The 17899-nt window shown below is 45.9% G+C and carries 19 protein-coding genes and 1 riboswitch; of the genes, 3 read left to right on the top strand and 16 right to left on the bottom strand.

From position 1 onward, the window contains the following. The 6 genes from BN1938_RS04905 to BN1938_RS04885 form a co-directional block, all read right to left on the bottom strand. Entirely contained in the window at positions 1–648 is a 648-nt protein-coding gene (locus tag BN1938_RS04905) for a response regulator transcription factor (protein ID WP_050639536.1), read from the bottom strand. A gap of 55 nt (positions 649–703) precedes the next feature. Next, the gene (locus tag BN1938_RS04900) at positions 704–1285 is read right to left on the bottom strand and encodes a hypothetical protein (RefSeq protein ID WP_050639535.1); all 582 of its coding nucleotides are present in this window, start codon (positions 1283–1285) and stop codon (positions 704–706) included. A gap of 366 nt (positions 1286–1651) precedes the next feature. Then, a complete protein-coding gene (locus tag BN1938_RS23300; protein ID WP_156320695.1) occupies positions 1652–1825 on the bottom strand; it encodes a hypothetical protein in 174 nt (57 codons plus the stop codon). A gap of 110 nt (positions 1826–1935) precedes the next feature. Next, positions 1936–2853, bottom strand: a complete 918-nt coding sequence (locus BN1938_RS04895; RefSeq protein WP_050639534.1) for an NAD-dependent epimerase/dehydratase family protein — start codon at positions 2851–2853, stop codon at positions 1936–1938. A gap of 31 nt (positions 2854–2884) precedes the next feature. Next, the gene (locus tag BN1938_RS04890) at positions 2885–4579 is read right to left on the bottom strand and encodes a glycosyltransferase family protein (RefSeq protein ID WP_050639533.1); all 1695 of its coding nucleotides are present in this window, start codon (positions 4577–4579) and stop codon (positions 2885–2887) included. Between the two features lie 74 nt (positions 4580–4653). Continuing rightward, a complete protein-coding gene (locus BN1938_RS04885; RefSeq protein ID WP_050639532.1) occupies positions 4654–4932 on the bottom strand; it encodes a hypothetical protein in 279 nt (92 codons plus the stop codon). A gap of 234 nt (positions 4933–5166) precedes the next feature. On the opposite strand from BN1938_RS04885, the gene pepI reads away from it, so the two are divergent. Further along, complete coding sequence (gene pepI, locus BN1938_RS04880; protein WP_050639531.1) at positions 5167–6051, top strand: proline iminopeptidase; 885 nt, start codon at positions 5167–5169, stop codon at positions 6049–6051. 75 nt (positions 6052–6126) lie between these two features. On the opposite strand, the gene BN1938_RS04875 is transcribed toward pepI, so the two are convergent. The 8 genes from BN1938_RS04875 to hisD form a co-directional block, all read right to left on the bottom strand. Next, positions 6127–7023 carry a damage-control phosphatase ARMT1 family protein gene (locus BN1938_RS04875; protein WP_050639530.1) on the bottom strand — a complete coding sequence of 299 codons (897 nt, stop codon included), beginning with the start codon at positions 7021–7023 and terminating at the stop codon, positions 6127–6129. Positions 7024–7117: 94 nt separating this feature from the next. Next, on the bottom strand, positions 7118–8320 hold the full coding sequence (gene cytX, locus BN1938_RS04870) for a putative hydroxymethylpyrimidine transporter CytX (protein WP_050639529.1): 1203 nt from the start codon (positions 8318–8320) through the stop codon (positions 7118–7120). A gap of 2 nt (positions 8321–8322) precedes the next feature. Continuing rightward, positions 8323–9150: a bifunctional hydroxymethylpyrimidine kinase/phosphomethylpyrimidine kinase gene (gene thiD / locus BN1938_RS04865; RefSeq protein ID WP_050639528.1), complete on the bottom strand. Its 828-nt coding sequence runs from the start codon at positions 9148–9150 to the stop codon at positions 8323–8325. 117 nt (positions 9151–9267) lie between these two features. Further along, on the bottom strand, positions 9268–9945 hold the full coding sequence (locus BN1938_RS04860) for an HAD family hydrolase (RefSeq protein WP_050639527.1): 678 nt from the start codon (positions 9943–9945) through the stop codon (positions 9268–9270). Further along, positions 9942–10625 (bottom strand): thiamine phosphate synthase, encoded by a 684-nt coding sequence (gene thiE / locus BN1938_RS04855; RefSeq protein ID WP_050639526.1) that lies wholly within the window; start codon positions 10623–10625, stop codon positions 9942–9944. Before thiE ends, BN1938_RS04860 begins: the two co-directional genes overlap by 4 nt. After that, positions 10612–11433: a hydroxyethylthiazole kinase gene (gene thiM / locus BN1938_RS04850; protein WP_050639525.1), complete on the bottom strand. Its 822-nt coding sequence runs from the start codon at positions 11431–11433 to the stop codon at positions 10612–10614. The genes thiE and thiM overlap by 14 nt, the downstream gene beginning before the upstream one ends. 73 nt (positions 11434–11506) lie before the next feature. After that, positions 11507–11615: riboswitch (TPP riboswitch) on the bottom strand. Positions 11616–12586: 971 nt separating this feature from the next. Next, on the bottom strand, positions 12587–13837 hold the full coding sequence (gene hisS / locus BN1938_RS04840; RefSeq protein ID WP_050639524.1) for a histidine--tRNA ligase: 1251 nt from the start codon (positions 13835–13837) through the stop codon (positions 12587–12589). A gap of 47 nt (positions 13838–13884) precedes the next feature. Then, a complete protein-coding gene (gene hisD, locus BN1938_RS04835) occupies positions 13885–15171 on the bottom strand; it encodes a histidinol dehydrogenase (protein WP_050639523.1) in 1287 nt (428 codons plus the stop codon). 339 nt (positions 15172–15510) lie between these two features. Between hisD and BN1938_RS04830 the strand changes: the two genes are divergently transcribed. Together BN1938_RS04830 and BN1938_RS04825 are read left to right on the top strand one after the other, a co-directional pair. After that, positions 15511–15951 carry a MarR family winged helix-turn-helix transcriptional regulator gene (locus BN1938_RS04830; RefSeq protein ID WP_025656851.1) on the top strand — a complete coding sequence of 147 codons (441 nt, stop codon included), beginning with the start codon at positions 15511–15513 and terminating at the stop codon, positions 15949–15951. Between the two features lie 13 nt (positions 15952–15964). After that, a complete protein-coding gene (locus BN1938_RS04825) occupies positions 15965–16519 on the top strand; it encodes a helix-turn-helix domain-containing protein (RefSeq protein ID WP_050639522.1) in 555 nt (184 codons plus the stop codon). Here the strand turns inward: BN1938_RS04825 and BN1938_RS04820 are convergent. Together BN1938_RS04820 and BN1938_RS04815 are read right to left on the bottom strand one after the other, a co-directional pair. Beyond that, entirely contained in the window at positions 16508–16960 is a 453-nt protein-coding gene (locus BN1938_RS04820) for an EamA family transporter (RefSeq protein WP_050639521.1), read from the bottom strand. The two genes, BN1938_RS04825 and BN1938_RS04820, sit on opposite strands and share 12 nt — an antisense overlap. A 35-nt stretch (positions 16961–16995) precedes the next feature. Next, a complete protein-coding gene (locus tag BN1938_RS04815) occupies positions 16996–17451 on the bottom strand; it encodes an EamA family transporter (RefSeq protein ID WP_050639520.1) in 456 nt (151 codons plus the stop codon). Between the last annotated feature and the right edge of the window lie 448 nt (positions 17452–17899).

The following is a 17899-nucleotide window of genomic DNA, read 5'->3' as shown; positions in this document are numbered from 1 at the left end:
TTATATCTCCAATCGGTAACCGTATTTGAATATGGTCCTGATGTAATCTTCCAGTCCCAGTTTCTGCCGCAGACGCCGGATATGAACGTCCACAGTCCTGTCGTCCCCACAGTAGTCCATCCCCCACGCCAGATCCAAAAGCCGGTTCCTGGACAGTGCGATATTCTTATTCTCCAGGAGCACCTTCAGAAGTTCATATTCCCTGGTTGTCAGCTCCACCGGTATCCCGTCTTTTCTGGCCACGGCCTGCGCCGTATCTACTTCCACACTGCCCAGCCGGTAATATGTCTGTTCCTTGTGCCGGCGTCTCAGAGCAGCCTGGATTCTGGCTACAAGCTCCTCTACTGCAAAGGGCTTTACAATATAATCTTCTGCCCCGCCGTTGAGCCCTCTCACCCGGTCTTCAATCTCTCCCCTGGCAGTCACGCAGATCACCGGAATTTGTTTCCAGTGCTTCAGTAGTTCAAATCCGCTGATGTCAGGCAGGTTCATATCCAGCAGAATCAAGTCCGGTGCCTTCTGCTCCACGGCCTTTAAGGCCTCCCGTCCGTCATGGACAGGAAGCCCCCTGTGACCGGTCATCCGGACGGTTCGCCTGATTAGTTCATTAATACTCTTATCATCCTCAACAATCAAAATATCTGCCATTGATGTCCCTCTTCTCATTTTGTTATGATATATCTGTGTCATTAAGGCAGCGCTCTTATTTGGGATGATCCGATGTATTATAGGCCCTGATTCCGATCTCAATCAGATCTTCTTCGGAAAGATTCGAGACAACTGCGGTATCTCCGTTAATACTTTTTTCACGGCAGAACTGCTCAATCACTTTTTCAGCTCCGGTAAATGCATAAATATCCCCGATATAGGCTTCCAGCGACCACTGTGTCGTACCGTCCGCCTTTTTCTCTGCATGTTTCGCATACAGCGGACAGTCTCCGATATTCTTCAAAAGCCAGAGCGCTTCCTCATAATTCGTCATCTCCCGGGTAACCTCACCCATAGTCAGCGTCTCGAAATCCTTGCCGAACTTCTCGCAGGTTTTCTTCCCGAGATCTGCATCTTCCACATGGTCTCGATACAGATCCGTATCCTTCCATCCAGGTGAATATGTAATTTCTCCCTCCATCAAATTCTCCTCGACTTCCTTCGATGCAGCCTTCACCACGTCCTTTTCTGCCATGGAATTAGACCAGCCGATCCCTGCACCCAGCGCAGCCGTCATACAGATCACAAGCCCTGCTGCCATCAGTGCAACTTTGTACCTGCTCCATTTTTCCTTCATCAATATACTCTCCTTTCTGCTTATTATAACTTCCTATTGCGTAATGCGTAAAGAGGAACTCCCCTTACAAAACAATCATACTCTCCACATATTGCAGACTTATTACAGGGGCAGGGAAAAGTTTATAAAATAAAAAGAGCCGTTGGCAGACAGGCGGGGGCTTGTCCGTCAACGGCGTTAGGCACATACAAATTATTTTCTGCTTATGATGTTACTGTTCACACCCTACGGGCGTGCACAGTAACGGCATCTGCCCATTTAAAGTCGCCTACGGCGAGGTGCAGATGCCCCGAGACCATCACTTCACCGGCTCTTCCTTTATCTGCGAAATGCTGACGGAAATCAGGCCTTCATATCTGGCGTTTTTTAGTCCGCTCTTCCTGTACCCAGCACAAAATTCCCATTCTCATCCGATAACCAGAACCGGGAATTCTCTTTCATATATACATTAATCATGTCCCGGACTTTATTTTTAGAAATGCTCAGCATAATATATCCGATTCTTACATTCGGGGAAAATGCTTTTACCGGATAAAACATACTGGATCTGATTGTTCAAAATCATCATACGGTAATTTATAAACCAAAAACATAAAAAAATGATCACGCCCATAAGGATGCTTTATTTGGGGATTTATTGACAACTCATTTTATTTTTGGTACACAGAGCGCAAGTTCTGATATGTAAACTTCATTTTTTCCTGCAGACTGCTGTACTGGAAAGGCAGATCCTTTGTGATTTTTTCACCGGCAAATAATTCATTATCCGCTTCGGTAAGCGGGAATGGCAGGGGCATGTTCTTTTCTGTGATCTCTTTGAGCGGCACTTCGTCTACTGTAAACGGCAGATCGCTGATGTCTCTGAGCAGCTGGATGAATGAATGATAATCCAGCACTTCCGGGGCGCTCAAAATATACGCCTGATTCGCCGCCTTCTCTTCTTCTATACAGCTTACAATCGCATTTGCCACGTCTTTTACAAAGACCATCTGGAACTTACCCGAAGTTTCTTTCGGCACCGGAAGGGGCGTTCCCTCTATTATTTTCTTAATATAATAGGATTCCCTTGGCGCATAGTTGAATGGACCGTAGATAAATGTGGGACGCAGGACTACATATTCAGCCTCATGCTGCCTTGCGCTTACAAATAATTCCTTTTCTAAGAGCATTTTGTTGTATGTATAGCTTTGTACCTGGTCTGCTCCTCCTTCGCTCATCATTGGGGACTCTTCATTCCTTATTCCTGCTGTCTTCTCATGTACATCTGCAGTACTGATATAGATATATCTATGGGCGCTGCACGGCAGGTAATTCCACAAGTTCTCAATATCTCCCGGCGCATATGCGCAAAAATCCACCACCGCATCATATTCTTTTTCCAGCGGAAGTTTGGACAGCGTCTGATAGTCATGCCTGTCACACGCATATTCTGTTACATTCTCATAGGACTTCACGGAGAATCTTCCCCGGTTCACTACCGTCAACTCATACCCTCGCTGAGATGCCACCATTACAAATACTCTTCCTGCAAAATAACTCCCGCCCAACACTAAAATCTTTTTACTCATTGTCTTCCCTCCTCTAAGAATAGTTGATTCGTTATTCCGTGTTATTAATATTCACCTTTTTTATATGGCTTATCACAATATACAATAATATCCCCAAAAGTGCTACCAATGAGATGATACTGGAAATCTTCTGCAGTGCAGTCCCATCGTACTCTATCCGTACTTCCCCTTCTTTCCCCTCTGTATTGTGCACACGAACAAGCGAATTATCTGATTTATCCAGCATAAGCCGGACTGAGGAACCGTCCCCGCAAGAGAGCCATGCTTCATAGCCTTTATAGTACATCAGGGGAAGTATATACGTATGTGCATCATCCTCTGTAGTGAAATAATAGTATTTTCCTTCATGCCTCAGCTTCTGGTTCGTTAGTTCTTCATCTGCTTTGACCGTCTTACCCGCCGTCAAACCGGTCACATCCGGGTCAAGCCCCTGTGGCAGCCATTCTCCTGCGCCCACATAACCCGTATTCTCCTCCAGATAGGCGGCATCAATCTGCTTAGACTCTTCACTGCTTATAATCGTTGCATTCTGCACAATTCCCCCGAGCACGGAACCTGCGATCACAAATACTAAAACTGCTTTGCGCCCTTTCACTCCCGTCGGGAAATTCTTTACTAATATCATCGTAATTCCTACGATAAGAAAAAATAACGCGTAGGGATAAAAACGATAAGGAAATTGTATCATATTAAGAATGGTATCATTCAGCTTTTCCCACGGAAATAACGGTGTTGTCAGTAAAAACATCCCGCATCCCCCAACAAAAAAAGCTACTGTCCATTTATTCTTCGGTTTCTTCAAAAAAAGGCATACAATGAGGAGAATCAGAATCGGAATTCCAATTCCTACGTATGCAATGTGGGAGAAGTATCCTGTAACCCTAAAAAATGTAGAAAAGGGCTGTACATAATCTCCGACCTTCGCCCATGGAGTCATGTATTGAAATGTTCCCGAAATCATCTGCTCTAACATGGGAAACGTAAAGTATGCGGTACAAAGAATCACTGCTCCCGCCGTAACAAATAGTCTCCGCATACGTTCCATATCTAATAAAAAGAGATTCTCCCTGCGCACAAAAAGCATTCTGACAAATATAAGAACCGTAAGTATCACGCCGATGAAGGTCATAATTGTATGTGAAAGAAGCAGCCCCGCAAACCCGATTCCCATGAGCCATGTTTTTCTTCCCCCATATACAAAAAAATCATAAATTCCTGCAATCAAGACCGGGATAAATATAAATGCGAGATATTCACTCAGCCCGACCCGATGGCACAGATCTGCCAGGTAAAACTGGGACAGCATCAGCATAAAGGCTGCCGCAATTGAAAATTCCCGGTCCCGGCAAATGTATTTTATAGAAAAGTAACTTGTCAGTGATGTCCCAGCTGTCAGGCACAGCGCGAATATTTTCCATACTGCTAAGGGGGGAACCGATAGTATTCTGAGTAAAGCTGGAAAAATCAGGAAAATATCCGGATAAAACAACGGGCTTCCATAGCCGTATCCATTGAAGAATCTTTCATAGATACGGACAGGGAACACCCCTTCCAGTAATGCATCTTTTACCGCTTCAATCCGCAGCATGTGGTACATTAGATCCGGGAAATACCCGCACAAGCCTTTTTGCAGATATGGAAAGCCGGTGACCGCTGCGATTGTGATAATCATAAGGGCAACCTTCTGCTTATGAAACTGTTTTGTCTTTTGCGAGCATTTTCCCATCGTGTATCCGCCTTCCGCTCAATCCCTTACTTCAAAATGACGCTGCCCGCTCTAGAGCAACCGCACTAAATATATCATCTGTCCAGTTCCTTATCGGAGCCACTGTAAGCAATATCTTCCCCTACATCGGCGCTAAGATTGTCAACGGCCACAAACGCCCTGCCTTTCCACCACTCATTGAGAGCGGTGCGGTCAATTCTGCCCTTTTTTACGGCAATACCAACCGGAACATGAGCCGGTGCGTATATTTCACCAATGGCGGAAACAGAAGCAGAAGCATTGTCAAGCTCAATCTCCGCAACGGGTATATTTTTGTGCATCAGGATGTATTTTTGGTATAAACTGTCCGCCATTTCATCATCTCAAATCTTATTCTTATTATTTTACCAAACCGGATGTTCTAAAACAAGAGAATTGTATGAATTTAGAAAGCCGGTTTTCGAGTTTTTTATCCATTTTATAACATTTTTGTTATTACTTCCCATATAGATTGTAAAAGAATCCACATAGTCCGAATTGAAAGTGCCTATTATGTCTGTTATAATCGAAAAGTATGAAAAAGCCGAAAACGGCAAGGAGGAACTTATATGAAAGTCATTGAAGGTTATATGCCTTATCTAGGGTATCAGACTTATTACCGCATTGTTGGGGAATGCAAAGGTAATAAGAAACCGCTTGTTTTACTGCACGGCGGACCCGGATCCACACACAACTATTTTGAGGTGCTGGACAGGCTTGCGGAGGAGGGACGCGCCATCATCTCCTACGATCAGATTGGCTGCGGCAATTCTTATGTGGACGGCCATCCTGAGTTATGGTGTTCCGAGACATGGGACAACGAGCTGATTGAACTGAGAAAGCATCTCGGTTTGGACGAACTGCATCTGCTCGGACAATCCTGGGGAGGCATGCTTGCAATTGAATATCTCTGTGATTACAAACCTAAGGGGATAAAGTCGGTCATTCTCTCCAGCACGCTGCCTGCCGCAGAGCTGTGGGCTCACGAACAGCACCGTATGATCAGGTTTATGTCGCAGGAAGATCAGGATGCTATTGCAAAAGCGGAAGTAACCGGGGATTTTGATGATCCGGCTTATCTTGCCGCGAATGACAGATTTATGCTGCTTCACTGTGCGGGAGCTGTAACTGAAGATTCACCGGAATGCCTGCGCCGTCCGAAAAAATCCGGAACCGAGGCTTATGTGGCAGGCTGGGGACCGAATGAATACAACCCGACCGGCAGCCTGGGCGGATGGGAATACAGGGATAAGATCGTAGATATGAGGGAACCTGCACTGATAATCAGCGGTACAAATGACCTTTGCACACCGCTTGTAGCCAAAACCATGTATGATCTGATCCCGAATTCACGTTGGGAATTATTTGACGGATGCAGGCATATGTGCTTTGTGGAAGAAAATGAGAAGTACTGTACACTCCTGAATGAGTGGATGGATCAGTACGATTCATAGGGCGGCTTCTCAGATGACAGGCGAAAGAATTTGTAACAGTTCAGACAATTCTGAACTGTTACAAGAATTTCACTTCTACTTTGCAATATAGATACCGCCCGCTCCAAGCGCGCTTTCGTGTATAAATATCCCTCCGTTCTTCTCCATCCGGAAACGTTTAACAAACCAGTAGCATTTGCATAGAAAAAGATAATAAATGTTCAGCCCGCATCCATGAAGCGACTCAAAATTTCCCTGCCCTTTGGATATAATCATATCAGCACCGTGAATCAGCCGGGAGGCCTCATCGCTGATATCAGAAAGGGATGTTCCCGGGATATCAGTTCCATTTCCTATTACGGGCACGATATCTGTCAGGCCGGTCTCTTTTGCGTCCTCAACAGTTGCATCATTGATTACCGCCTCTCCTCTTACAATTGCTGTAATCCGAAGAGCCGGGTACTGCTTCTTCAAAAATTCGATCAGCAGCTTATCCAATACGATCTCACCGCAGTTATCGGTCAGATATACCAGGCTGCCGCCTTTCTCCAAATCCCTTTCAAAGCGTTTTAGCGTATCCTTATCTACCTCTTTTTTACCCGCCTCACGCACCAGCATATCCAGAACTGAGTCTTCAACTTCCCGCAGGGCGCCAAAGTCTATGTAATTTCCTGTTCTTGCAAATGAAAGGGCACAGGAAAGCGGATCCTGGGCGGCTTCGATTTCTTTCCTGATCCCCTCCTCCGCCAGCTGCATTTTCTTGTTAAAGGAATGCTTAATTGTGCTGTAATCCATACTTTCCCCAAAGTATTTTTCATATGCCTTCTGTACGCAAGCCGACAAAACGGGTGTCGTGTCCTCTTCCCTGCTGTTGCCAATTATGCGGAGGACTTCCTTCAGATATGCTGATTTTATCTGCTCATCCTCAAAATCCTTTATGTTTTCCGACTGTTTATCCACCATGCACTGGATACATGCTGCACTTATCCTCATTCTTTTCCACCTCCTTATAATTGAACCGGCAGCCTGTCTCCAAGCTGCCGATTATCCCTCTTTTACCGTTCACAGTCAAACCTGTAAACAATAACTATGGATTCTCACTATTCACATTATAGGTGTTTTTTCCCAATAGTGCAACCTTTCTGACTGCAAAGCAGATTACAATCGTGATCAGCATATCCGGCAGCGTATTGCCCACGGGCATATCTACATGCATCAGCCCTCTGTAAGCCAGAAATCCGATCACCCATATAACCAGATTCGGCACATTTGCTGCTTTGCTGCTCTCGTCCTTTTTCAACAGGAAGAAATCTGCTATCTGGATGGCGATCATTGGGGCAAAAACAGAACCGATCAGGTAGAGGAAATCTGTGATATCATCCATGGGGAATGCAATTGCCGCCACGGTTCCAACTACTGTTACCACGATTCCCACCTGCTTTGGGCTGATTCCTTTGATAATAGATTCACTGGATACACCCGCAGAGTATGCATCCAAAAACGTAGTTGTAACTGTAGAAAAAATAATGATCAGAAGCCCGGCAATGCCCAGCCCCGCCTTCACCATGATGGAGGCAATATTTCCTTCACCGGTAAAGATGGCGGCTCCCATACCTATGGTATACATCCAGCAGCTTACGATCCCATAGACAATGGCGCTGACCGCGGTTGCTTTCACCGGCTTTGCCGCCTCACGTGTATAGTCGCTGATCAGCGGCAGCCAGGACAGCGGCATGGCAACGGATAGCTCTACCGCCGCTCCAAAGGTCATCCCCTCCGGACTGATCATTCCGGGGGCTCCGCCTCCAAAGAAAATCACCTTGCACAAAATCAGGGTCAGGATAAACAGGGCTGTCATTGCCACTGTATTAATCTTTCCAAGATTTGTTATCCCGATTGCGATCCAAAGAATAATCAGTGCTCCAATCACAAGGCACCATACCCAGGCGCCTGTCTTCACAACACCATTGGCGGCCAGAGCTCCGTCATATATCATGATGGATGTCCAGCCCACCAACTGGAGCACATTCAGGATCGAAAACAAAAGGCTTCCCTTCTGTCCAAAGCTCATCTTAACGGTTTCCATCGAACTCTTTCTGGTCTTAGCACCAATCAGGCCGGCCAGGAAAAGCATGGTACAGCCAATGACGTGGCCCAGTATAATGGCGAGCACTCCCTTAGAAAACCCCAGAGGGGCCAGGTAGGTCCCCGTCAGGATCTCAGCAATAGAAACCCCTGCGCCAAACCAGATCAATCCGTTTTCAAAAATAGATGTTCGTTTTGTTTTCATGTTTAGCCCACCTCCATTTCTGCTTCAGGTGCCTCCGCCGTAAAGCTGCCATCTATTGCAAAACCATGATTCATCGGCCCGCTGCCCTGCCCCAGATCCAGCATGGCCCCCAGGGCACCGGATATATAATCTTTTGCGCGTTCTACTGCCTGCTCCATCGGAAATCCTTTTGCCAAATTGGAGGCAATGGCGCTGGAAAGCGTGCATCCGGTGCCGTGTGTGTTCGGATTTTCAATCCGTTTACCATAAAACCAGTGAGCACGTCCTCTGCTGTGTAATAAATCATTCGCGTCGTTTAACTCGTGACCGCCTTTTAAGAGCACCGCACACTGATATCGGGTACTGATTGCTGCGGCAGCTTTTTCCATGTCCTCTTCTGACAAAATCTGCATGCCGGAAAGAACCTCTGCCTCTGGTATATTAGGCGTGATTACCTCTGCCAGAGGAATCAGTTTCTCTTTTAGTGTCTGCACAGCGTCTTCGCTGATCAGCCTGGAACCGCTCGTGGCTACCATAACCGGGTCCAGAACAACATGTTCTGCCCGATACTCAAGCAGCTTGCCGGCAATGGCCTCTATGAGCGGAGATGATGATACCATCCCTATTTTTACTGCATCCGGCCGGATATCTGTAAAAATACAGTCCATCTGCTCCTTTAAAAATTCTGGTGTTACTTCCATAATTCCTGTTACGCCGGTCGTATTCTGAGCGGTAAGAGCGGTAATTGCACTCATGGCGTACACGCCATTTGCTGTCATCGTCTTAATATCTGCCTGGATGCCGGCGCCTCCGCTGGAATCACTTCCAGCGATTGTTAATGCTGTTCTCATAATCTTTCGTTTCCCTTCTTTATGTCTGCATTAATTTTATAGAGCGGCAGAGAGTGGTGCCCCCGGTCTGCCGCTGGGTTTGTTGATTTTAATAACTTATGATCTGGCTGAATTCAGTTACTGTTCAGACCGTACCGTGCACTTTGCTGCGCAGGTACTGAATTCCTTAAATGTTTTCAAATAATAATCGGCTGTTTCTCTGATTTCCTTCTCCTGTCCGGCACTATATCTGTCGAAAACGGCAGCAGTTTGAAAGCCTGCTTTTCCTGCCGTTTTCAGGGCATGCAGAACATCTTCGAAAACCAGGATATCTGCAGGCGCTGCCTGCAGCCTGCGTGCCGCTTCCAGGAAAATATCCGGTTTTGTCTTATCTGTATGCATCTCCGAACAGGTCAGGATCTCCTGAAAATAGGACAGAATTCCATGTCTTGTGAACGCTGCTTCTACATTCACGCGGTCACTGGAAGTCACAACAATCATAGGAATCTTCTGCCTTTTCAGTTCTTCCAGGCATTCCGCCACGCCTTCTTTGAGAGGGGCTTCGCAGCTGTAGAACCCGTACAGCATTTTATTGATCCCTTCCATGGCCTGCCGGATATCCAGCTGCAGCCCATAGTGTTCAATCAGATATTGCGTTCCCTGCCTTGTACTCATCGTGTTCAGGATTCTGCTCAGTCCCGGCTCTGGTTTCACACCCATGGATTCCAGATATCTCTCGCTGAGATTCTCCCAGATTTCCATGGAGTCCAGAAGTGTTCCGTCTACATCAAATACTGCCCCCTGTATCTGCCTCATCTTTTCTGCTGCAGCCCGGATACAGCTGCGTCCTCAAAAGGCGCCTTTAGCATCTTTTCCGTTAATTCCTTCAGTTCCCGCGCCGCTTCTTTAATATCCTGCTGTGCAAAGAGTGCGCTGATGACCGCAATACCGCAAATACCGCTGCCGGCAAGCTCCATGACATTGCCCGCCCCAATGCCGCCGATTGCGATAACCGGAATATTCACTGCCCCACAGATTGCCTTGACCGTCTCCATATCCACTTCTATCGCGTCCGACTTCGAGCCGGTCGGAAAGACAGCCCCGACCCCCAGGTAATCGGCCCCGTGTTCCTGGGCCAGAAGGGCTTGCTCTACCGTCTGGGCGGATACGCCGATGATCTTATCTTCTCCCAGCCTCCTGCGCACATCTCCCGCTTCCATATCGCTCTGGCCTACATGCACACCGTCCGCATCCACGGCCAGGGCAATCTCCACACTGTCATTGATGACAAAAGGAACCTGATACTTTTTACACAGAGCTTTGATCTCTCTGGCTTCCTCCAGAAAGGCCTCCGTCTCCAGCTCCTTTTCCCTCAGCTGGATAAATGTAGCGCCGCCTTCCAGAGCATCCCGCACCTGCTGGTAAAGTGTGGACTCTCCCAGCCAGCTTCTGTCTGTTACTGCATACAAGAGCAGCTCTTCTTTAGCGCACTTCATAGTTTGCACCTCTTTCCAGTTCTTCACCCGTCATATTATAAATGGCATCTATAATACGGTTCCTGTAGGTTGCATTTCCATCCCCGTCCTGCATCCGTGCAAATCCGCTCTCCCCTGCAAGCCCCATAGCGCAGACTGCAGCCGCTGCCGCTTCCAGCTTATGATTCGGATTCGCCGTGATAAAGGCGGTCATCATACCGGACAGCTGGCATCCTGTTCCCGTAATCCTTCCCATCTCGGGACGCCCGTTGCGGATCACATAGCAGGTTTCTCCGTCGCTGACCAAATCGATGGCCCCGGTCACAGCTGCAATGCTGCCGCAGCTTTTTGAAAAGGCTTTTACGAAGGCTGCCGCCTGCTCCAGGTTCTCCTCCGTAACTGCATCCGCCACATCGGCATCCACGCCCTTTGTCGTACCGCTCCCCTGAGCCAGTGTCTTGATCTCCGAAATATTTCCCCGGATTACATCGAATTTTATCTTTGCCATCAGTTCCTTCGCCGTGCCGGTCCTAAGGCCGCTGGCCCCTGCGCCCACGGGATCCAGAAGCACGGTGTGCCCCAGCTCATTGGCCTTCTCCCCCGCCAGGAACATACTGCGGATGCTCCGCTGGTTCAGTGTCCCGATGTTGATATTGAGTCCGCCGCAGATTGAAGTGATATCCACCACATCCTCCGGCTCATCCGACATAATCGGGCTGCCGCCGCATGCAAGCAGGATGTTCGCCACATCATTTACTGTCACATAATTGGTAATATTATGCACCAGCGGCGACTTTTCTCTAACTTTGTCAAAACATTCTCTCATCATGGTACCTACCTCCTGTGTATCGTTATTTTGAATGTAAAAATGCGGATACACCAAAATAAGGCATATCCGCATAAAATGCAGTTCAATGTATCCCTACGTTGGCATTATCCAAATCAGGTTATGGGTCTAAGCAATACAGCTTACTCTCAGCCTGCTTCATGCAAGCTCCCCTTTCCAGGTTTTACAGTAATCATTATACTCTATTCTCAAAGAATTTCAACTATAACTTTAAAAAAATCGGGAGTTAGTCGGCTAGCTTTAGACTTGTCGACGGATGGGGACGCTTTATGACAGGGAGGCCGGGAAGGTGCTGGGGCTGTATATGCCGTTGCGATATGCACCCATGCTGCTAAGTGATTCTAGAACAGCCGATGCCGGATAGGCGGGTACGCTGAACACATCACGGGAAATCTGATGATTTCCCGCGCTGGGTTCAGCAACAACTTGATTTGGAGATCAAGTTGTTCCCCGCCTATCCGGCATCGGCTGTTCAAGAATCACTAAGCGCACTCCAGCATNCACTCCAGCATTTCGCAACGGCATATACAGCCCCAGCGCCTCCCCGGCCTCCCTGTCATAAAGCTGGCTCATCCAATCGGCAGGAAAGCTCGCCAACCGGGTGGGATCCTCGGCCAGGGCAACGGATGTGGATTGGCTATGCGTATCTTTTCATCTTCAAGGTGTATATTAACTGTAAGCCGTATCCCCTTGCTTATGTACACCTACTGGGGACAAAAAAGTCCCGCCAATTCTATATCCATACGCTGCCCTCGTTTGAGGCCCCACCTTAGGAACGTGTCCTTTTCCTGCCGGCCGGATGAACCAGCTCCATGAAGGGATCGCCGAAAACCTCCCGGAGAACATCCATGTCCTTTCAAAAACGCTCAAAGCGGACCTTAGAAATTCTTGGTGGGAAACAGCCCTGAAAATGGAGAGATTTTTGGATTCCGAATCCAAAAATCAGCTGACCCAGCGCGAGAAATCATCGGATTTCTCGTGATGTGTCAGTGGTGCTCCATTTTCAGGGCTGTTTCCCGCCTAGAATTTCTTAGGCCCGCGGCCGCGTTTTTGAAAGGACATGGATGTTCTCCGGGAGGCTTTCGGCTATCCATTTATGGAGCGCCCCCATCCGCACCGAGGCTAAAGCTCGTCGCTAACTCCCGTAATACTCTGTAATGTCTGTATATCCCTGTTCTATCAACTGTTCTTTCTGGAACTTTTTATTTTTTTTCATTTTTACAATCATGACCTGCCTGCCCGCCGCGCGTTCTCTTTTGGCAAGCTCCAATACTTTGAGCATTCCTTCCGCCGGCAGGTTCTTTTCTATTAGAAATGCTTTCTTTTCCCTGCCTGACGGCACCACGAAGCCCCGCTCCAGCAGAAGCATAACGATGCGTTCAAATCCGATGGAAAAGCCGACCGCAGGGATACTCTGTCCGGTAAATTTTCCGATCATTTCATCATAGCGCCCGCCGCCGCCGACACTTCCGCCGAACTCATCCATTGCGATTTCAAAAATGGTTCCCGTATAATAGGACATTCCCCGCACAAGCGCAGGATCGAAACTGATTCTAAAATCCGCTTCTTTTGCACTTTCCACACTGGTAATGATCATTTCCAATGAATCCGCCGCCTCATCCTCAAGAAAACCTTTTAGTTTTTCTTTACAGCTTCGTACACCCTCCACATCATTCGTAATCTCTTTAAATAACTGAAGGTATTTGTCCACGGATTCTTTCGCATATCCGTTTTCCTCTAATTCTGCTGCCACGCCGTCTATACCGATTTTATCCATCTTATCCAGTGTGATAAGGACACTTTCATAATCCGCTTCTGCAAATCCACTGTATGCCGCCATTGCTTTCAGGAATCTGCGGTCGTTGATACGGATGGTGAAGTTCTGAAAGGAAAGTTTTCCAAGCAGCGTCGTGGTCGCCAGAATCAGCTCTATCTCCGCCAGGTTGCCCGGTTCATCCAAAATGTCAATATCACACTGCATGAACTGACGGAAGCGTCCCCGCTGCGGCCTGTCCGCACGCCACACATTTCCGATCTGCAAAGCTTTAAAGGGAGATGGCAGCTCATTCGCATGATTGGAATAATACCGGGACAGCGGCACCGTTAAATCATAACGCAAACCGCCATCCACCAGATCGCTCTCCGCTTTGGCTGTATCGATCTTCAGCTTTTCTCCGCGTTTCAAAATCTTAAAGATTAGTTTTTCGTTGTCCCCGCCCTGCTTACTGCACAAATTTTCAATATGTTCTACACAGGGAGTCTCGATTGAGGAAAATCCAAATGATTTATATGTCTCCTTGATCAGCCCAATCACATAATCCCTGATTTCCATTTCCCCGGGCATCATGTCCTTCATTCCGGTAACCGGTTTTTTCTTTAACGCCATAACCTTACTCCTTTTTAAGCATCGGTAAAATACCAATACTTTCGATTCTATTTTCTAATTTTAACTGCCAGGGCATGTGCCGACATTCCCTCGGACTCTGCAAGCTGAATGATATAATCCGCATTCTTCTTTAATGCAGCTTCCGGATAATGGATGACACTATATCCTCTCATAAATTCCAATACTGACATGCCGGAAGAAAATTTTGCAGTCCCGCATGTTGGGAGAATATGATTTGTTCCGCAGAAATAATCACCCACGGGTTCGGTACTGTACTCACCCACAAATACTGCGCCGGCATTCGTTAATTTTGTAAGTGCATCCTGATAATCATCCAATAACAGTTCCGCGTGTTCCGGAGCAATTTCATTTACGGCATCCACAGCTTCCTCGATAGAATCAACAATAAAAATATCTCCATAATTTTCAAATGTTTTTTGGGTTGCTTTTACAAGACCATGTTCTTTACACAAACGGTTGATTTCAGCCTTAATCTTTTGTGCCTGCTCTTCCGATAAACAGAAAGCAGTACTTGCCTCAAATCCCGTGCCGTGCTCTGCCTGAGACATCATATCTGCAGCTATAAAAACAGGATTCGCATTTTTGTCAGCGATAATTGCAATTTCAGAAGGCCCGGCGATGGAATCAATTTTCACTTCACCAAACAACAGCTTCTTTGCCATTTGTGTAAAGTTATTCCCAGGCCCCGTTATTGCATCGACTTTTCTGACAGTTTCCGTTCCATAAGCGACAGCAGCTAAGCCCTGGGAACCGGAAATTTTATAATAATTTCTGATATTCAGATAGTCAGCAACATAAAGTAAATGTTCATCAATTGTTCCGTCTATTCTTGGTTTTGTCAGTATGTATATGTTCGGAACTCCGGCCACGATGGCGGGAATCACGTTCATATATAATGTAGAGACGAGCGGCGCCATATTCCCGGGAACATTAATAGCCAGACTGTTAATGGGAGTATATCTTCGTTCGAGTACAGCACCATCCTCATAGGTTTCTGAAAAGCTCACAGGTAATTGCTTTTTATGAAATCTAAATAAATTGTCACAGGCACTTTTTACAGACTCTTTAAATTCTTCTGATACTTTTTCTCTTGCATCTGCAAATTCTTCCTCTGTTACGAATAAGCCAATTTCATTCATATCAACATGGTCGAATTTCTTCATGTACTCATACAAAGCTTCGTCGCCCCGTGTCTTTACATCCTTCAGCACTTCCCTGACCGTAGTTTCCACCTCTTCTGGAATGCTGCTTCTTCGTTTAAGAAGATGATTGAATCTTGGGTTTTCATAACTAAATTTGCTGATTGTTACCATGGCTTTTCTCCTTTTCTTTTGATTATATAGACGTTTGTTAAACGCCTGGGCCCATTGATTTTACTGGGTTTCCTTACACTTTATATGTTTTTTTCTCTGTTCCGGACGTTTACGTTTTAAAATAAAAAAAACGCCTGCAAGAGAATTTTTCCCTAACAAGCGTGGATCAAGCATCTGCCTAATATCAGTTAAAATAATAGCAATACAACTCTCATTTGTCAAGCCCAATGTTATCCAAAAACTTTCTTGACAAGCCAATTTAGTTAAGCTATAATAATTAAAACAACTTAACTATTTACAAAAGAGAAAATTAAACTTCACCCGGGGGGATGTAAACCAATGGATTTAAAAACGGCTTTGGATGCATTTTATTACAGTACTGTTTTATGTGACCTGCGACTGATGAACAAGCAGTTTGTAGATGAGACTCTTACCTATAACAGCCTGCTCTACCTGGAGCTTATTTTTTCAATGAAGGGAAAATGCACGGCTTCCAGAATTGCAAATTTACTCCAGGTCTCAAAACCTGCCATTACGCTGAAAATCAATGCATTGATCCGTCAGGGGCTGGTACTGAAAGTCCCGGATCCCGATGATCGCAGACAGAACATTTTAACTGTCAATGAGGAAGCTGTACTAAAATACAAAGTCTACCGCAGGCAGGACAATGAAGCGATCGCACGAATCCAAGAAAATTTTTCCGAGGAAGAGATCCAGCAATTTTGCAGAATGTTAGACATTATATCTACAATTAACTACGAGGAAATTGATGTAAAATGAGAGGTGAGGGAATATGAAAGTTCTTTTGGTCGATGAGAGGTTTTTTGATTTTAACTTATTGCGGAATTGCGTCGGCGACGGCATCTGCTCGCTGTTGGACGTTGACATGTTTGTGACGGGCAATGAGAAATCCGCACCGGTACAAATCCTTGAGCCGAAGCCGGATAAACCAGTTATTAATGATGCATCCTTCGACGTATCCCGTAGAAACCAGCAGCAGATGATACTTAATCAGGCTAAGGATTACCTGGACAATCATTACATGGATTTTGATTGTTCCTTATCTTCTGTAGCAAAATCCATACATATATCACCCAGCTATCTGAGTCTCATATTTAAAAAAGTAGTGGGGATAACATTTGTCAACTATCTTACTCTTTTACGCATCAATAAGGCAAAGCAATTGTTATCCTCCACTGATCTTATGGTCTACGAGGTCTCTACAAGCGTGGGGTATGAAAATTATTCCTATTTCAGCACAGTATTTAAAAAAGCCACAGGTCTTTCTCCCAGAGAATACCGCTTGAATTACCACCACAAAGAAGAGCCCTGTGACCTATATCTCTGAAATTAAAATAACGCCGACAATACACATAATTATGCCGACCAACCGTTTAAGGGTAACTTTTTCTTTATAGAAAACGGCTCCAACAATCACCAGGGCAATTGCCAGCAATACATATAGTAAGACACTTCCAACGCTGAGATTCCACCCCATACGGAACATCAGCAGTACGGATACGTCCATACATACAAGGCATATGCCAAGTGCAGGTGCAGTCCAGTTGATTTTTTTCAATTCCAACATAAAGTTTTGCCCTTTTTTCGTTAAAAAAAACATTCCAATAACAACAATAAGACACACACCATAGCACAGACAAAGAGAAACATAAGGATCGATGGTTTCTGGTGTAACCTTCTGAATAATCATATAAGGAACACGGGAGACAACCATTAAGATTGCTGGAGCCAGATAATTTAATTTTGCAACTTTTTTTGTATCTTTCATATTTTATCCTCCATTGTAAATGTGACATTAGCTTATCATTTTTTACTTGCAGCCTTTTCAGGGGAATTAATGATATAAAGTCCAACCGCACAGACAATTACACCAGTAATTTTCATCGCGGTGATATTTTCTCCAAAAAAACACACGCCAATGATTACAACAATGACTGAGCAGGCAATATTCGCTATCAAAGATCCAATGCTGATATCCCAGCCGGCTCTGAACAATAAAATGAGTGAAAGATCAGCAAACACAATACACACTCCCAGACAATAGGACGTCCAATTTGCTTCAGCGGCAGCAGCAAGCAAATTTTTGTCTCTGCTTGTCAGTAGGAACAGGGCAATACAAACCAGAAGCGCCATACAGTAGGTAACTGCAAGAGAAACAAAAGGATTTATTTTCTCAGGTGTCGATTTTCCTACTACATTGTAAAATACATTGCCCAGAATTCCCAATAAAAGTGGTGAAATAAATATCAAAAAACCCATATAAATCTCCTTTCCGCGCGCCTTCGGCGCTGCACGAATCGTAATAAAAGTATTGAGGATCAAGTTCTTTTAAACGAACTGTTGACCCTCTGATCTATAGTGAAAAGACGCGCCTGATACCTTTTATGATATCAGGGCGTCTTATTTTTTATGATATAGGAAATTCCTCTGGAATTTCCTATATCATAAAAACCCTCCGGGAGGATGCACACGCCGCGATAAGGTATATAGCCGCAAAGCGGCATCGCGGCGGCCCCAAAGTGTGCAAGCCCCTTATGAGTGAGGGGCTTGCACACTTTGTTCTTCCTCCGCCTTCCAGCCGGCATATCTGGTATAGACTGCCATCGTCTTTCCCACGTGGATATGGCCCCCCGGGATCTGCACGATGCGGGGCTCTTTCCCCTCTGCCTCCCGGATCTTTACCTCGCCCTTTTCCAGGCGCTTCAGG

Source organism: Eubacterium sp. SB2 (genome assembly GCF_001244405.1).
GTDB classification, from domain to species: domain Bacteria; phylum Bacillota; class Clostridia; order Lachnospirales; family Lachnospiraceae; genus Faecalicatena; species Faecalicatena contortus_B.
This window is presented reverse-complemented; position numbering and strand designations above follow the sequence as displayed.

What these genes read in the sequence shown, in the direction of transcription:
- BN1938_RS04860 (WP_050639527.1), bottom strand. Translation starts at nt 9,945, where the DNA reads ATGAGGCAGATACAGGGGGCAGTATTTGATGTAGACGGAACACTTCTG.
- hisS (WP_050639524.1), bottom strand. Translation starts at nt 13,837, where the DNA reads ATGGCGTTAAAGAAAAAACCGGTTACCGGAATGAAGGACATGATGCCC.
- thiD (WP_050639528.1), bottom strand. Translation starts at nt 9,150, where the DNA reads ATGAGAACAGCATTAACAATCGCTGGAAGTGATTCCAGCGGAGGCGCC.
- BN1938_RS04895 (WP_050639534.1), bottom strand. Translation starts at nt 2,853, where the DNA reads ATGAGTAAAAAGATTTTAGTGTTGGGCGGGAGTTATTTTGCAGGAAGA.
- BN1938_RS04905 (WP_050639536.1), bottom strand. Translation starts at nt 648, where the DNA reads ATGGCAGATATTTTGATTGTTGAGGATGATAAGAGTATTAATGAACTA.
- BN1938_RS04875 (WP_050639530.1), bottom strand. Translation starts at nt 7,023, where the DNA reads ATGAGGATAAGTGCAGCATGTATCCAGTGCATGGTGGATAAACAGTCG.
- BN1938_RS23300 (WP_156320695.1), bottom strand. Translation starts at nt 1,825, where the DNA reads ATGTTTTATCCGGTAAAAGCATTTTCCCCGAATGTAAGAATCGGATAT.
- BN1938_RS04825 (WP_050639522.1), top strand. Translation starts at nt 15,965, where the DNA reads ATGAAAGTTCTTTTGGTCGATGAGAGGTTTTTTGATTTTAACTTATTG.
- thiE (WP_050639526.1), bottom strand. Translation starts at nt 10,625, where the DNA reads ATGAAGTGCGCTAAAGAAGAGCTGCTCTTGTATGCAGTAACAGACAGA.
- thiM (WP_050639525.1), bottom strand. Translation starts at nt 11,433, where the DNA reads ATGATGAGAGAATGTTTTGACAAAGTTAGAGAAAAGTCGCCGCTGGTG.
- BN1938_RS04885 (WP_050639532.1), bottom strand. Translation starts at nt 4,932, where the DNA reads ATGGCGGACAGTTTATACCAAAAATACATCCTGATGCACAAAAATATA.
- BN1938_RS04890 (WP_050639533.1), bottom strand. Translation starts at nt 4,579, where the DNA reads ATGGGAAAATGCTCGCAAAAGACAAAACAGTTTCATAAGCAGAAGGTT.
- BN1938_RS04830 (WP_025656851.1), top strand. Translation starts at nt 15,511, where the DNA reads ATGGATTTAAAAACGGCTTTGGATGCATTTTATTACAGTACTGTTTTA.
- BN1938_RS04820 (WP_050639521.1), bottom strand. Translation starts at nt 16,960, where the DNA reads ATGAAAGATACAAAAAAAGTTGCAAAATTAAATTATCTGGCTCCAGCA.
- BN1938_RS04815 (WP_050639520.1), bottom strand. Translation starts at nt 17,451, where the DNA reads ATGGGTTTTTTGATATTTATTTCACCACTTTTATTGGGAATTCTGGGC.
- hisD (WP_050639523.1), bottom strand. Translation starts at nt 15,171, where the DNA reads ATGGTAACAATCAGCAAATTTAGTTATGAAAACCCAAGATTCAATCAT.
- pepI (WP_050639531.1), top strand. Translation starts at nt 5,167, where the DNA reads ATGAAAGTCATTGAAGGTTATATGCCTTATCTAGGGTATCAGACTTAT.
- cytX (WP_050639529.1), bottom strand. Translation starts at nt 8,320, where the DNA reads ATGAAAACAAAACGAACATCTATTTTTGAAAACGGATTGATCTGGTTT.
- BN1938_RS04900 (WP_050639535.1), bottom strand. Translation starts at nt 1,285, where the DNA reads ATGAAGGAAAAATGGAGCAGGTACAAAGTTGCACTGATGGCAGCAGGG.